The sequence below is a fragment of the Amycolatopsis anabasis genome, assembly GCF_009765355.1.
Lineage (GTDB): Bacteria > Actinomycetota > Actinomycetes > Mycobacteriales > Pseudonocardiaceae > Amycolatopsis > Amycolatopsis anabasis.
The window spans coordinates 21616-36451 of sequence record NZ_VTHK01000017.1 but is presented as its reverse complement, the minus strand read 5'-3'; the positions used below and the strand labels follow the sequence as shown (position 1 = coordinate 36451).

The window sequence follows — 14836 nt, the reverse complement described above, 5'->3', positions numbered from 1 at the left end:
GTCTTTTCAGAATTGCCCGACTGTCAGAGAGGACAGTGGAAATGCTCCGAGGTAGGTGGAAACGCCCCGCCGCCGCACTGTTCGGCGCGCTCGTCCTGGCCGGAATGGTCGCCGGGACACCGGCCGCCGCCGCGCCGCTTCCCCCGCAGAGCGATCCCTTCTACCAGCCGCCCGCCGGATTCGAATCGGCCGCGCCCGGCACGATCCTGCGTTCGCGCGAGACCTCGGTCTCCGCCTTCGCGCTGCTGCCGCAGAAGGCTCGGGCCTGGCAGTTGCTGTACCGGACGACCGATACGAAGCACCAGCCGCAGGCCACGGTCACCACCGTCCTGCTGCCGTGGGACGCCAAACCGGACCGGACCCGGCCGCTGGTGTCGTACCAGGTCGCCGAGGACAGCGCCGCCCCGCAGTGCGCCATCTCGTACCAGCTCCGGCAGGGCGCGGGCAACGAGAACATCGTCGCGCAGGCCGAGATCCTGCTCATCGACGCCGCGCTCCAGCAGGGCTGGGCGGTGACCGTGCCGGACTACGAAGGCCCCAAGAGTGCTTATGTGGCGGGAAAACAGGCCGGGCACGCGGTGCTCGACGGCATCCGCGCGACCGAGAACTTCGCCCCGGCGGGCCTGAACGGCGCCCGGACCAGCGTCGGCGTGTGGGGTTACTCCGGCGGTGCGCTGGCCGCGGGCTGGGCGTCCGAACTGCAGCCGTCCTACGCGCCCGAACTGAACATCAAGGGCGTCGCCGAGGGCGGCCTGCCGGTCAACCCGACCAATGTCCTGCGGGGCGCGAACGGCGGCGTGTTCGCCGGAATCGCGATGAGCGGGATCGCCGGGATGAGCGAGGCCTATCCGGAACTGGCCGCGTTCCTCGACACGTACCTGACCGACGAGGGGAAGGCCGCGCTCGCCAGGGCCAAGACCCAGTGCAACTCGTCGAACGTCCAGACCTTCATGTTCAAGGATCTGTACGAGTACTTCACCATTCCCGATCCGCTGAGCCAGCCGGTGCCCCGGCAGGTGCTCGCCGACGTCACCATGGGCCAGCACACCCCGAAGGCGCCGATCTTCGTCTACCACTCGGTGAACGACGAACTCGTGCCGATCGAGGACACCGATGCCGTGGTGCGGAAGTTCTGCGCGGACGGGGCGCGGATCCAGTACCAGCGCGACATCCTCAGCGAGCACATCGCACTGGTCGCCACCGGCGCGCCGGACGCGCTGAACTGGCTGAAGGACCGGCTTTCCGGCAAGCCCGCGGAATCGGGATGCGGCACCAAGACCGTCGCCTCGTCGCTGCTCTCCCCGGGCGCGCTGCCGACGCTCGGCAGCGTCCTGTTCAACGATCTGCTGGCCCTGCTCGGGCGCCCGATCGGGCCCACGGACATGGCGTGAGGGGCGGAAAACCCCGCACTCAACCGGCAAAGCGTTGCCGGGTCCCGGTTTCCGCCGATTCGCGGACCGCGTCGAGCAGCCGGTGCAACCGTGCACCCTCTGCGAAGTCCGGGACGTGCCGCGTCCCGGTGCGGATGTCCTCGGCCAGCCGGGTGTAGAGCCGGGACACGTTACCGGCCGCGACCACCGGAACCCGGGGATCCGGCTGGAAGCGATCCGGCAGCGGAACCTCGCGCCAGGAACCGCCACGCGCCTCCCGCAGCCGGAGTTCGCCGATGGGGAGCTGGACGTCCTCGGGTTTTTCCGCTCCCGTCGAGTAGAGGGCCAGCGTGCCCGCGGTGCCCGCGATCTCGATCCGGGTCCGCGGGTCCCCGGCCTCCGCCTCGTGCAGGTGCGCCGAGACCACCGCACCGCGCCGCAGCGAGGCGGTCAGCAGCACGTGGTCGGGGCTGGTCACCGCTACGGCACGCCCGGTCTCGGCAACCGTGTAGCGCGGATGCTGAACGGACAGGCCCGCCGAGATCTCGGCGATGTCCCCGAGCAGGAACTCCAGCGCGTCGAGGGTGTGCCCGCCGATCACCTCCAGCAGGCCGGCGCCGTTCGCCCGGTCGAAGGTGTAGGCCGCCCAAGCCGGGATCTCGGCCCCGGATCCCTTGCCGCGAGCGGTGAACACGGTGGCCGACGTGATCCGGCCGAGGTGCCCGTCCGCGACCAGTTCCCGGGCATGCGCGATGGCCGGGGCGAACCTCGTCTGCAGGCCGATCGCGTGGTGCACCCCGGCTTCCCGCGCCGCCTTCGCGAGGAGTTCGGCCTCCCCGGTGGTCCTGGCGAGCGGCCACTCGCAGTACACGTGCTTACCGGCGTCGAGCGCGGCGCGCACCAGTTCGGCGTGCGCGGGCACTTTGACGGTGATGGTCACCAAGTCGACTTCGGGATGCTCGGCGAGCTCGCGCGCGTCGGTGAAGGCATGGGCCGCGCCGAACCTGCGCGCCGCCTCGGCCGCGCTCTCCGCCCGGCTGGTGCCCACCGCGGTGAGTTCGTAGTCCGGCAACGCCCGCAAGGCGGGAACGTGCGCCCGGGCCGCCCACCCCCGATCCGGACTGGCCCCCACGATCCCGACCCTGATCTTCTCCGCCACAACCGCCTCCCGAATAAACGGACCTAGTGCGTCCGTTTACACGGTAGCAGCAACCGGACTTACCGAGTCCGCTTGCTGCTACCGTGATCACATGCCCATCACCGCCGTCGAACGCCTGCTCACCGGGGACGCGCGCCCCCGAGCGGACGCCCGGCGCAATGTCGAACGCCTGGTCGCCGCCGCGCGCACCGCTGTCGCCGAGGTCGGCGTGGAGGTGACCGCGCACGAGATCGCCCGGCGAGCCGGGGTCGGCATCGGGACGTTCTACCGGCGCCTGCCCTCGCGCGAGGCCCTCCTCGAAGCGGTTTTGCTGGACACCGTCGACGAGATCATCGCGCTCGCGCACCGGGCCCTGGACGATCCCGATCCCTGGCACGGATTCCGCGAATTTACGTATGCGTACGTCCAGTTGCGCACGGCGAGCTGCGGCATCAACGAGGCACTCGGCGGGGACGGCGGACCGGGCCTGGAACCGGCCCTGGCGAAACTCCGCGACGCGATCCGCCGACTGGTCGAACGCGCGCGGGAAACCGGCGCGCTCCGCGCGGACGTGGCGTGGCAGGACGTTCCGTTCCTGCTCGCCACGGTCATCCCGGGTGCGCGCACAATCGGCCTGCGCGCCGGCGCCGACCAGTGGCGCCGCAACCTCGACGTCATCCTCACCGGGCTGCGGGCATCCCGGGAACGGTGAACTCGGTGGGCTACCGGCGCTCCGGGACGCGGACGGCGGCGAGCTGGGTGGCCTGGGCGACCAGCCGGTCCTTGCTGTCCCAGGCGTAGGCGACCTCGTCCATCCGGTCGCCGCCCACGTCGTTCGCGCGCATCTGGACCCGCACGGGACCGGGGGCGGGCAGGCGGCGGAGGTAGGCCGACAGCTGCACGGTCGGCGCCCAGCCCTGGATGCCGAGGTCGTAGGACACCGGCGGCACCGGGTCGAGGGCCACGAGCAGGCTCAGCGGATCCCAGTCGTCGCCGTTCGCGAGGCGCTGCCACCCGGCGATCTCACCCTTCCCTGCCGGTTTGCCGACCGCGAACCCGAGGTGGCCGGGATCCAGCCGCGTCTCGACGACGTCCATCAGCGGCACCCGGAATCCCGCGCCCGGCGCTTCGGCGGGCGAGCGGAAACATTCCTGCTCGTCCGGGAGCTGGACCGGCTCGAGCCCGGACCACCAGGCGTCGTCGTGGTTCAGCAGGCCCTGGGTGAGCAACGCTTCGGCGCACGACCGGTTCCCCTGAGCCAGCCGTGCGCGCAGCTGCGTCGAACCGCGACCGGCCCGCAGCACCTCCACCGCGATCACGGCGGGCCCGGGTTCCGGTGCCTGCACGAAGGAACCGCTCACCGCGGTGAGGTGCGGATGCCCGGCCCCGGTCACCTGGGCCGCGGCCCGCCCGAGCACCGCCAGCAGGTAGCCGCCGTGCAGTTTCGTCCCGACCGCCCACTGCTCGTCCAACGTGGCGTCGAACTCGTGCAGCCCGGCCGCGCCCCCGCGGGGCACCACCGCGGTGGCCTCCTGGAAAGTCCCCATGCTCGCTCCCTTCGGCAAGGTCAGCTTGACACCGTCAACCTGACGCCGTCAATCTGATCCCATGAGCACCCGACGCGTGCGGGCCCGGCCCGGTGAAGGCAATCGTCTGCGCGAGGAGATCCTGCGCGCGGCGGAGCAACTGCTGATCGAGGCCGGTACCGAGGACGCGCTGACCCTGCGCGCCGTCGCCCGGCAGGCCGGGGTCACCACCCCGTCGGTGTACCTGCACTTCGCCGACAAGGAGGCCCTGGTCGAAGCCGTGTGCCTGCGCGCGTGGGATGAGCTGGGCAACCGCATGCGCGCGGCCGCCGAGGGGGTGGCCGATCCGTTTGCCGCACTGGGCAGGCGGGGCCACGCCTATGTCCGGTTCGCCCTCGATCACCCGGTGCAGTACCGAATACTGATGATGCGGCAAAACGGCTGTGAATCCACTTCACAGGCATCTTCCGCGTGTTTCCAGTACATAGTCGATGCGGTGGCGACCTGTGTTCACGCCGGTGTCCTGCGGGGAACTCCCGAAACACTCGCCCTGGGACTGTGGTCCGCGGTGCACGGCTGCGCTTCGCTGCTCATCGCCCAGCCCGCGTTCCCCTGGCCGGAAGACCTCGACGCGTGGATCTACGACGTCATCGCGATGGCCGGGTACGGCGCCGCCCTGTCTTCACGGGTACCGCGCAAGACCCGGCCTTCGAGTCGTGAACTCACCACAGAGCTGGACAGGTTGAAAACTCGGTTCACAGCCGACCGCGCGTGAACTCGGTCAACCAAGAAGTGGGTGAATCGGCGATTCACCAAGAAGACCGTGGGACCACGGTTCACAGGGAAGATCGCGGATACTCGGTTCACTGCGAAGATCGTGGAATCGCAGTTCACCGGGAGCTGGGGTGTAACGGCGGTTCACAAGGAAGACGCCTGTGAAACCAGGTGATCGGTTCCTCCCACGGCCGCCCGTTCGCCCACCACCAGCCCCGGCTCGGCACGCGGAGCGAACGGGTCGATCTCGCGACATGCCCGGATTTCCCGGCCGCCTGGGGCAACCCCGCTGGTCCCCGGTAGCACGGTGTACCCCGAATGGGCGCTGGTGGTATAGACCAATTGTGGTCTATACCACTGGGAGGGCCGCGTACTCCCTGCCCGCGGCCTTCGCACCCATGGAGGTTCCCATGGCTTTCTCCGCTTTCCGGCGCGTCTTGGCCCTGACCGCCGCAACCCTGGCCGCCGCGACCGGCGCCGCCGCACCCGCCACCGCCGAGGTGGCCACGATCCCTTTAGCACCATATGTCGATATGGGGGCGTGGCCGACCCCGAGCCTGTCCGGCATGGCGAGGTCGGGCAACCTGAAGTCGTTCACCCTCGGCTTCGTCACCTCGTACGGCTGTAAGGCGAGCTGGTTCGCCGCCTACGATCCGCGAACCGGCTGGCAGTCCGACGAAATCGCCAAGATCCGCGCGGGCGGCGGCGATGTGAAGGTCTCCTTCGGCGGCGCCTCGGGCATCGAACTCGCCCAGGCCTGCGGCAGCGCCGCCGCGACCGCCGCCGAATACGAGGCCGTGATCAAGACCTACCAACTGAAGTACATCGACCTCGACATCGAAGGCGCGGCGGTCGCCGATCCGGCCTCGGTCGAACGCCGGTCGCAGGCGCTGGCCATCGTGCAGAAGAACAATCCCGGCGTGAAGATCTCGCTCACCTTGCCGGTGCTCCCGAGCGGCCTCACCGCGGACGGGCTGAACGTCGTGCGCTCGGCCAAGAACGCGGGCGTCGACGTCGACCTGGTCAACGTGATGGCGATGGACTACTACCAGGGCCCGGCCGATCAGGGCGCCAAAGCGATCGAGGCGGCGAAGTCGACCCACGCGCAGATCAAACCGATCTTCGGCCTGTCCGACGCGGCCACCTGGCAGAAGGTCGGCGTGACCCCGATGATCGGCGTGAACGACTCCCGCAACGAGATCTTCTACCAGAAGGACGCCTCGGCCCTGGTCGCCTTCGCCAAGTCCGTGCACCTGGGCATGCTGTCGTACTGGGAAGTCGGCCGCGACGCCAACGCCTGCAACGGCCCGCTGTACCGCTGCACCAACATCTCCCAGAGCCCCTACGAATTCGCCAAGATCTTCGCGGCCTACACCGGCTAGCCCGGCGCACTTTGTCGGCTAAGTGCGATACCACGACGACCGAGGTGGCCCATGCACCGCACTTAGCCGACAAAGTGCGGGCCTTCGGCTAGGGGAGGTAGTACATCGGGTTGGGCAGTTTCACCGGCCGCTCGGCGTAGCCGCCTTCGAGGTCGCTGAACTGGTCCCCGAGGTTGAGGACGATGGCGCTGCCCTGCGCCGCGATGTGCGCCCGCGTTCCGGACTTGTACTGGATCGTGTCGCAGGTCAGCCCGCACGGCAGGTACTCGGGCGCCTTGGTCTCCGGCTTGAAGAACGCTTCGGCCGGGGCCGGGTAGCCCTCGTTCGCCAGGTTCTTCAGCGACGCCGGGCCCTGGTGCTCCTTGCGTCCGGTCAGGAAGTAGACCCGGACCCCCCGCCGCGCCGCCCAGTTCGCCAGTTCCAGGGTCGGCTTGATCGGCTGGAACGTCCCGGCGTTGATCGCCTGCTCCTGCTTGACCGGGTCGAAACCGAAGTCGTTGTCCGCCTCCCACCCGTAGGTGATCTCCGAGGTGTCGTCGATGTCCAGCACGATCGCCGGGTTCTTGACCCCGTCGGCGAGCCGCCGCGCCAGGTACGCCTTCGCACCGGTCACCTGCTTGGCCGTTTCCTTCGCCCACTGGCTCGTCTCGGAGTGGTGGTGCTTACCGGCCGCGTCGAGGTAGTCCCCGTAGTACGCCCGCACGTCGTTCTTGACCTGACCGAGGTTCGCCGGTTCCCGGTGCGCGCGGGCGGCGTCGTCCTGGGTGGCCAGCGCCGTGGCGCCACCGGCGATCGTCGCGCCGACGGCCGCCGCCGCGGCGAGTTTGAGCAGACCGGGAACGCGGAACATGGAATCTCCCCTCAGTGCGTAAACATACCGCGCAGAACCTAGACGGCGACCCCGGCGGACTCCACCCGATCGGTCCGATTTGGACGGTTCGCCCGGAATTCTAGCGGCTGATCACCTCGGCGCGGCAGACATAGGCGGCCGCGCCCCGCCCGACCCGGGCCAGCACCACGGTCGCCTCGCCGTCGCCCTTCGGCTTCAGCCGTTTCCGCAGTGCGTCCGGATCGACGCTCAGGCCCCGCACCAGGATCTCCAGGCGGCCGATCCCCCGCCGCTTCAGCACCGCGCGCAGCGACTTCTCGTGGAAACTCCCGTGCTCCAGCACGCGAAAGGCGCGGATTCCCACCGGCGGCCGGTCCCCGGTCAGGTATGCGATCCGCTCGTCCAGCTGCCACAACCCGTACCGCGCCGCGTAGTGCCGGACCAGCCCGGCCCGCACCACCGCACCGTCCGGATCCACGATCCACTCGCCGACCGGGCCGACGCCCGCGTCATCGGGCTCCGCGTCGGTGATCGTCCACATGCGACTCCCCGTGCGCAGCACGGTCGCCCGCCGCGTCACGGTGGCCAGCCCGCGGCTCCACAGGCACGCCTCGCGCACCTGCCCGTCCCACGACACCAGCTCGATCTCGCCCGCCCACGGCGCCACGGCCGGATCGATCCCCGGCGCGCATTTCACCACCAGGTCCCCGCGCGCGTACACCGCCGCCAGTTCGTCCAGCGACGGCACGAAATCTCCCGGCCGCCACACCCGTTTGCCCGAGGCGTCCCGGCGCGCCGGATCGGCCACCGCCACGGTGTCCACGCTCGTCGGGCGCAGCGCGTCGGCCCGCAGCACCGCGGGTTCCACCCCCGCCCGCGCGCAGTTGTGCCGCGCCATCGCCACCCGCACCGCGTCCACATCGGACCCCACGCACCGCCGGGCGGCCCGCGCCAGCTCGACCAGATCCGCGCCGACCGAGCAGGTCACGTCGTGCACGTCCCGCCCGGCCAGCCGGTCCGCGCGGTGCCGCGCCACCGGGGAGGCACTCGCCTGCTGCAGCGCGTCCCCGGTGAACAGCCAGTCGTCCGCGGCGTCCAGCTTCGCGCGGGCGCGGCGGCGCAGCACCACGGTCTCGATCACCGCGGCCGCGTACCGCTCGCCCACCACCCGCCGCGCGGTCGCGACGTCCCGGACCCGCGTCGACTCGGTGAGGCCCAGCGTGTAGCACTCGTCCAGCGCCCGCCTGCCTTCCGCCGAGCGCAGGAAGGCGACGTCGTCCAGCGAGAACGCGTACGGCAACTACAACTCAACCCTCGCCGGTGGCTTCACGCCGGTGATCATCACGTTGTAGAACAGCTCGCGCGGCAACACCTTCGCCAGCAGCTTCTTGTCCAAAGCGGACAGTCGCAGCCACGCCTTGTAGGCGAACAGCCGCCACGCCACGGTGAGCTTCTCCTGCGGCACCGCGGCCTCGAACGTCCGGATCGGCCAGCCCAGCAGCGCCGCGGAGAACTCCTCGGTGACCGCGCGCACGTCCACCGCGCCCGCGCCCAGCGCCTTGCGCTCCAGATCCGAGGGGTCGAACGTGTGGATGTCGACGACCGCCTCGAGCGCCGCCGCGCGCGAGGACTCGTCGAGCTCCTCCTGCGGGCGGCGCCAGCCCCGCAAGGCGGGCAGTTTGGTGAGGTTCGTGGTCAGCCACCAGGTCAGCTGCCCGAGCCGCCGCGCGTAGAAGTCGCCGATCTTCGTAGGCTCGCCCGCGAAGACGAATCGCCCGCCGGGCTTGAGCACCCGCAGCACCTCGCGGAACGCCGCCGGGACGTCCGGGATGTGGTGCAGCACGGCATGCCCGACGACCAGGTCGAAAGTGTTGTCGTCGTAGGGAATCCGCTCGGCGTCCGCGACGCGGCCGTCCACGTCCAGGCCGAGCTTCTCGGCGTTGCGCAGGGCGACCTCGACCATGCCCGGCGAGAGGTCGGTGACCGAACCCTTCTTGATCACCCCGCCCTGCATCAGGTTCAGCAGGAAGAACCCGGTGCCGCTGCCCAGTTCCATCGCGGTCGGGTAGGGCTGCCCGTCCTCGCCCGCGACCGCGTTGAACACGTCCGTGGCATACGAGATGCAGCGCTCGTCGTAGGAGATCGACCACTTCTCGTCGTAGGTGCCGGCCTCCCAGTCGTGGTAGAGCACGTTGGCCAGCTTCGGGTCGCGGTAGGCGGCCTCCACCTCCTCGGCGGTGGCGTGCGGGTGCGGAGCCGGATTCACCTCGGTCATCGCGCCCTCACTTCCCTTCGAAGGTGGCCTTGCCCGGCCCGTTGTCGATGAACGACTGCATGCCGTTCGCCTGGTCCTCGGTCGCCCAGAGCGCGGTGAACAGCTGGGTCTCCAGCTTCAGCCCGTTGGCCAGGTCCACGTCGAGGCCGCCGTCGATCGCCGCCTTCGCGGCCGCGAGCGCGACCGCCGGGCCCTCCGCGAACTGCGCGGCCCACTTGTGCGCGGCGGAGTACACGTCGTCCGGCGCCACCACCTGGTCGACGATGCCGAGGGCGAGCGCCTCCTCGGCCTTCACGAACCGGCCGGTGTAGACCAGGTCCTTGGCCTTGCTCGGCCCGATCAGCCGGGCCAGCCGCTGCGTGCCGCCGGCGCCCGGGATGATGCCGAGCTGGATCTCCGGCTGGCCGACCTTGACGTTGTCCCCGGCCACCCGGTAGTCGGCGGTGAGCGCGAGCTCGAGCCCGCCGCCGAGCGCGTACCCGGTGATCGCGGCGACGGTCGGCTTGGGGATCGCGGCCAACCGGCTCAGCGAAGCCGACAGCGCCGCGCCGAAGGTGCGCATCTCGACGTAGGACCGCGCGGCCATCTCCTTGATGTCGGCGCCGCCCGCGAACGTCTTCTCGCCGCCATAGAGGATCACCGCGCGCACGTCGGCGCGCTCGGTCGCCTCCTTCGCGGCCTCGGCGAGTTCGGCCTGCACCTGGTTGTTCAGGGCGTTGACCGGCGGGCGGTCCAGCCGGATCGTGCCGACCCCGGCCTCGACCTCAAGGGTTACGAACTCTCCCACGCTCAGTCCTCCTTTGACCGCGCCGATGCTCATCGAAGGTTACCGCTCGGTAGAACACGTTACCGGCGGCGGGCGAAGTAACGATCACCCGAACGCTCGAGCAGGAGGTCCTGGTCGAACGTCTTGGACAGGTTCTCGCTGGTCAGCACGTCGTCGACGAGTCCGGCGACGACCACCTGCCCCTCGCGCAGCAACAGCGCGTGGGTGAACCCCGGCGGGATCTCCTCGACGTGGTGGGTCACCAGCACCATGGCCGGGGCGTCGGGATCCAGCGCCAAGGCGGACAGGCGCGCGACGAGGTCCTCGCGGCCGCCGAGGTCCAACCCGGCGGCGGGCTCGTCGAGCAGCAGCATCTCCGGATCGGTCATCAGCGAGCGGGCGATCAGCGTGCGCTTGCGCTCCCCCTCGGACAGGGTGCCGAAGGTCCGCTCGGCCAGGTGCTGGACGCCGAGCGCGCCGAGCAGCTCCTCCGCCCGGTCGAGGTCGACGTGGTCGTAGGACTCGCGCCACCGGCCGAGCACCGCGTACCCGGCGCTGACCACGACATCGCGGACGAGCTCCTCACCGGGGACACGACCGGCCAGGGCCGCCGAGGTGAAGCCGATCCGCGGACGCAGCTCGAAGATGTCCACCCGGCCCAGCTGCTCGCCGAGCAGGTGCACGGTGCCGGTGGTCGGATGCAGCTCGGCGGCGGCCAGCCGGAGCAGGGTGGTCTTGCCGGCGCCGTTCGGGCCCAGCACCACCCACCGCTCGTCCAGCTCCACCGCCCAGTCGAGTCCGGCGAGGAGGTGGTTGTTCCCCCGGCGGACTCCGACACCGGCCATCCGCACCACGAGATCGTCAAGGTCGTTTGGCTGCGTCAGCTCGCTCACGGCCCCATTGTGTCGAGTGGCTCCGGCCCTGTCGCGACGGCACCCCGTCCAGCGGGGATCGGGGCTGGTCGCACGGGCGTACCAGTGCGTGGGATCACGCCCGCGCGGGCGCGCGGTTGTGGCAGTATCCGAAGCGTGACCAGGTCAGCGAGCACCGCTCAGCCCGCGTCGGCGGGCCGGTTCTGGCGTGACCGCACCATCGATCTGCTCCTGGTCGCGTCGTGCGGGTGTATCCCGACGCGACACGGCAGTTGAGCACGTCCGCTCGTTCACCCGCGTAGCCGCACCGGCGCTGGAGGGTGTTCGTCGTGTCGCGTCGCGTAGCCGGATCTTCCGTTCGCGTCGCGTGTCAGGAGCACTCATGACCCAGTCGATCACCCGCCCGGACTTCGAAATCCACCCGCAGCTCGCCGATCCCCTGCTGCCCGACCTGCTGCACCCCGAGCGTCTACTGTGGACGCCCCGGGAGCTGGCCTCGCTGACCGGCACGGTGGCCGCCGAGCTCACCGGGGCCCTGCGCGAGCTGCTCCACTTCGACGAGGAGCAGCGCTGGTGGGCCCGGCTCGCGCTGACCGACGGCGTCGAGCTGTGGCTGCTGTCCTGGCTCCCCGGCCAGCACACGAAGCCGCACGACCACGGCGGCGCGGCCGGCTCGTTCACGGTGCTGCAGGGCGAGCTGACCGAGGAGTACCGGTACCCGGGCGGGCCGATCCGGCGGCGGCAGCACTTCGCGGGCGACGGGATCGGGTTCGGCGCGGGCCGAGCGCACCAGGTGATCGGCGCCGCCGGGACGCGTTCGGCGAGCGTGCACGCGTACTCGCCGCCGCTCGTGCCGACCCGCGAGTACACGACCCTGCACGACGTTCCCGCCGAGATCCCGCCGCTCCCCGCCCTGGCCCACCAGTGAGCATCGAGGACGTCCTCGCCGCCGCTCGGTCCACTTTGGACCGAGCGGATCCGGCGCGGGCGCGGGAACTCCAGGCCGCGGGCGGGCTGATCGTGGACATCCGCCCGCACGCGAACCGGGCGGCCGAGGGCGAGATCCCGGGCGCGGTGCCGGTGGAGCGCATCCACCTGGAGTGGCGGCTCGACCCGGCGAGCGAGCACCGGTTGCCCGAGGTGCGGGCGGACCTGGCGGTCGTCGTGGTGTGCAACGAGGGCTACGCCTCCAGCCTCGCCGCCGCCAACCTGAAACGCCTCGGCCTGGCCCGGGCGACCGACCTGATCGGCGGCTACCGCGCCTGGCGCGCCGCCGGGCTCCCCACCCGACCCGGCGGCACCCCGGCGGTTCCCTGACCTAGCTTCCGGCGAGGATGACCTTGCCCAACTCGGCGGGGGTGGCGAGGAGGGGGTGCTTGGGCAGCACCCGGACCGTGTAGCCGAGCGACCCCGCGTGCGGCAGCTTCAGGGAAGCGCTGAACTCGCCGATCCCGGTCCGCACCATCGGCACGGTCACCGGCTCGTGCAGGTCATCGGTGTCCCCGACCCGGCCCACCACGGCCTGAACGTCCACATCGGACGGTTCCAGTCCGGCCAGGTCGACCCGGGCCCGCACCCGCACCTCGTTGCCGACGACCAGCGACTCCGGCGCCTCCACGGTCAACTCGGTGTCGAAGATCCGCAGCCGGTTCCACGCGATGTCGACCCGCCGCCGGTACTCCGAAAGCGACCGCGCACCCGCGTAACCATCGCCGGTCGCGGCCGCCACCAGGGTGGCCGCGGGCCCGTAGTGCGACTCCACGTACTCCCGCACCATCCGCGACGCCTGCACGCGCGGGCCGAGCGTGTTCAGCGTGTGCCAGACCATGGACATCCAGCCCTCGGGCACATCGGAGCCGTTGCGGTCGTAGAACAGCGGCGCCACCTGCTGGCCGAGCAGGTCGTACAGCGCGGCGGCCTCCAGATCGTCCCGGCGCAGCGGATCGGTGATGCCGTCCGCGGTCGGGATGGCCCAGCCGTTGCTGCCGTCGTAGTACTCGTCCCACCAGCCGTCGCGGATCGACAGGTTCAGCCCGCCGTTCAGCGCGGACTTCATTCCGGAAGTTCCACAGGCCTCAAGTGGTCTTGTGGGATTGTTCAACCAGACGTCGCAGCCCCGGTACAGGTACCGCGCCATCGACATGTCGTAGTCGGGCAGGAAGACGATCCGGTGCCGGACCTCCGGATCGTCGACGAACCGGACGATCTGCTGGATCAGCGCCTTGCCGCCCTCGTCGGCCGGATGCGATTTGCCCGCGACCACGACCTGGATCGGCCGCTTGGGGTCCAGCAGCAGCGCGCGCAGCCGCTCGGGATCCCGCAGCATCAGGGTGAGCCGCTTGTACGTGGGCACCCGCCGCGCGAAGCCGACGGTCAGCACGTCCGGATCGAACACCGAGTCGGTCCAGCCGAGCTCGAGCGCGGACGCGCCCCGCTGCAGCCAGGCCGCGCGGACCCGCCGCCGCACCTCGCTCACCAGTTTCTGCCGCAGATCCCGGCGCAGCGCCCACAACTGCTCGTCGCTCACCTGCGCGCGGACGCGGCCCAGCCCGTCACCGTCGTCGTCGCCCCATTCGGCCTCGGCGCCGCCGAGCAGCGCCCGCATCTCGCGCGCCACCCAGGTCGGCCCGTGCACCCCGTTGGTGACCGCGGAAACCGGCACCTCGTCGTGGTCGAAACCGGGCCACAGCCGCGCGAACATCCGCCGCGAGACCCGGCCGTGCAGCGCGGACACGCCGTTCGCCCGCTGCGCGAGCCGCAGCCCCATGTGCGCCATGTTGAACATGCCGGGGTTGTCCTCGGCGCCCAGCGCGAGCACCCGGCGCACGTCGATGTCCGGCAGCAGCCGACCGTCGCCGAAGTACCGCTGGACCAGATCGACGGGGAACCGGTCGATCCCGGCGGGGACCGGGGTGTGCGTGGTGAACACCGTGCCCGCGCGCACCGCGGACAGCACCTCGTCGAAGCCCAGCCCGTTCGCCTGGATGATCTCGCGGGCGCGCTCCAGCCCGAGGAAACCGGCGTGGCCCTCGTTGGTGTGGAACACCTCCGGCTGCGGATGCCCGGTCAGCTCGCAGTACCGCCGGACCGCGCGCATCCCGCCGATCCCGGCCAGGATCTCCTGCCGGATCCGGTGGTCCGCGTCGCCGCCGTAGAGCCGGTCGGTGACCCCGCGCAGGTCCTCGTCGTTGTCGTCGATGTCGGTGTCCAGCAGCAGCAACGGAATCCGGCCGACCCGGGCCTGCCACACCTGCGCGCGCAGTTCCCGGCCGCCGGGCATCGCGACCCGCACGAGCACCGGTTCGCCGCCCGGTTCGGTCAGCGGTTCCAGCGGCAGCCCGCTCGGATCGATCACCGGGTAGTGCTCGACCTGCCAGCCGTCGAGCGAGAGCGACTGCCGGAAGTACCCGGCCCGGTACAGCGGCCCGACGCCGATCATCGGCGCGCCGAGGTCGGAGGCGGCCTTGAGGTGGTCCCCGGCGAGCACGCCGAGCCCGCCCGAGTAGTTCGGCAGCGCCTCGTGGACCCCGAACTCCATGCAGAAGTAGGCGATCGCCGACGGCAGGCGGCTGTCGTGGCCCTCGAGTTCGGCGGCGCGCCGCTGGTACCACCGCGGCTCGGTCAGGTAGCGGTCCAGATCGTCGGTGACCGCCCGGGCCCGGGCCAGGAAGTCCTCGTCCGCGGCGAGCCGTTCCAGCCGCGCCGCGGGCACCGCGGTCAGCATGCGCAGCGGGTCGCGGATGCTCCGGAACAGCTCGTCGTCCATCGACGCGAACAGGTCACGGGTCGGCGGATGCCACGTCCAGCGCAGGTTGGTCGCCAGGGCGGTGAGCCCCTTGAGCGGCTCCGGCAGGCTCGGACGCACGGTGAACCGGCGGATTGCTCTCATTCAAGCGACCATAGC

The 14836-nt window shown here is 70.9% G+C and carries 14 protein-coding genes; 6 read left to right on the top strand and 8 right to left on the bottom strand.

What is annotated here, in order from left to right; genetic code table 11:
* Window positions 1–41 precede the first annotated feature (41 nt).
* Window positions 42–1391: a lipase family protein gene (locus FXO23_RS22595; RefSeq protein WP_158887397.1), complete on the top strand. Its 1350-nt coding sequence runs from the start codon at window positions 42–44 to the stop codon at window positions 1389–1391.
* A gap of 19 nt (window positions 1392–1410) precedes the next feature.
* Here the strand turns inward: FXO23_RS22595 and FXO23_RS22590 are convergent, their stop codons facing one another.
* Window positions 1411–2529: a Gfo/Idh/MocA family protein gene (locus FXO23_RS22590; RefSeq protein WP_158887396.1), complete on the bottom strand. Its 1119-nt coding sequence runs from the start codon at window positions 2527–2529 to the stop codon at window positions 1411–1413.
* A 91-nt stretch (window positions 2530–2620) separates the two neighbouring features.
* Between FXO23_RS22590 and FXO23_RS22585 the strand changes: the two genes are divergently transcribed.
* Complete coding sequence (locus FXO23_RS22585; protein WP_158887395.1) at window positions 2621–3220, top strand: TetR/AcrR family transcriptional regulator; 600 nt, start codon at window positions 2621–2623, stop codon at window positions 3218–3220.
* Window positions 3221–3230: 10 nt separating this feature from the next.
* On the opposite strand, the gene FXO23_RS22580 is transcribed toward FXO23_RS22585, so the two are convergent.
* Window positions 3231–4055 (bottom strand): thioesterase family protein, encoded by an 825-nt coding sequence (locus FXO23_RS22580; RefSeq protein WP_158887394.1) that lies wholly within the window; start codon window positions 4053–4055, stop codon window positions 3231–3233.
* 61 nt (window positions 4056–4116) lie between these two features.
* Between FXO23_RS22580 and FXO23_RS22575 the strand changes: the two genes are divergently transcribed.
* Together FXO23_RS22575 and FXO23_RS22570 are read left to right on the top strand one after the other, a co-directional pair.
* Window positions 4117–4809, top strand: coding sequence for a TetR/AcrR family transcriptional regulator (locus tag FXO23_RS22575; RefSeq protein WP_158887393.1), 693 nt, complete (start codon window positions 4117–4119; stop codon window positions 4807–4809).
* A 409-nt stretch (window positions 4810–5218) separates the two neighbouring features.
* Complete coding sequence (locus tag FXO23_RS22570) at window positions 5219–6190, top strand: chitinase (protein ID WP_158887392.1); 972 nt, start codon at window positions 5219–5221, stop codon at window positions 6188–6190.
* 88 nt (window positions 6191–6278) lie between these two features.
* Here FXO23_RS22570 and FXO23_RS22565 read toward each other — a convergent pair whose 3' ends face one another.
* The 5 genes from FXO23_RS22565 to FXO23_RS22545 all read right to left on the bottom strand — a co-directional run bounded on the left by FXO23_RS22565 (window position 6279) and on the right by FXO23_RS22545 (window position 10953).
* Complete coding sequence (locus FXO23_RS22565; protein ID WP_158887391.1) at window positions 6279–7040, bottom strand: HAD family acid phosphatase; 762 nt, start codon at window positions 7038–7040, stop codon at window positions 6279–6281.
* A gap of 100 nt (window positions 7041–7140) precedes the next feature.
* Window positions 7141–8319: a class I SAM-dependent methyltransferase gene (locus FXO23_RS22560; RefSeq protein WP_158887390.1), complete on the bottom strand. Its 1179-nt coding sequence runs from the start codon at window positions 8317–8319 to the stop codon at window positions 7141–7143.
* Entirely contained in the window at window positions 8320–9294 is a 975-nt protein-coding gene (locus FXO23_RS22555) for a class I SAM-dependent methyltransferase (protein WP_158887389.1), read from the bottom strand.
* Between the two features lie 7 nt (window positions 9295–9301).
* On the bottom strand, window positions 9302–10081 hold the full coding sequence (locus FXO23_RS22550) for an enoyl-CoA hydratase/isomerase family protein (protein ID WP_158887388.1): 780 nt from the start codon (window positions 10079–10081) through the stop codon (window positions 9302–9304).
* 59 nt (window positions 10082–10140) lie between these two features.
* Complete coding sequence (locus FXO23_RS22545; RefSeq protein ID WP_158887387.1) at window positions 10141–10953, bottom strand: ABC transporter ATP-binding protein; 813 nt, start codon at window positions 10951–10953, stop codon at window positions 10141–10143.
* A gap of 361 nt (window positions 10954–11314) precedes the next feature.
* On the opposite strand from FXO23_RS22545, the gene FXO23_RS22540 reads away from it, so the two are divergent.
* Window positions 11315–11860, top strand: coding sequence for a cysteine dioxygenase (locus tag FXO23_RS22540; protein ID WP_158887386.1), 546 nt, complete (start codon window positions 11315–11317; stop codon window positions 11858–11860).
* Window positions 11857–12249: a rhodanese-like domain-containing protein gene (locus tag FXO23_RS22535; RefSeq protein ID WP_158887385.1), complete on the top strand. Its 393-nt coding sequence runs from the start codon at window positions 11857–11859 to the stop codon at window positions 12247–12249. Before FXO23_RS22540 ends, FXO23_RS22535 begins: the two co-directional genes overlap by 4 nt.
* 1 nt (window position 12250) lies before the next feature.
* Here FXO23_RS22535 and glgP read toward each other — a convergent pair whose 3' ends face one another.
* Window positions 12251–14821: an alpha-glucan family phosphorylase gene (gene glgP / locus FXO23_RS22530; RefSeq protein WP_158887384.1), complete on the bottom strand. Its 2571-nt coding sequence runs from the start codon at window positions 14819–14821 to the stop codon at window positions 12251–12253.
* Between the last annotated feature and the right edge of the window lie 15 nt (window positions 14822–14836).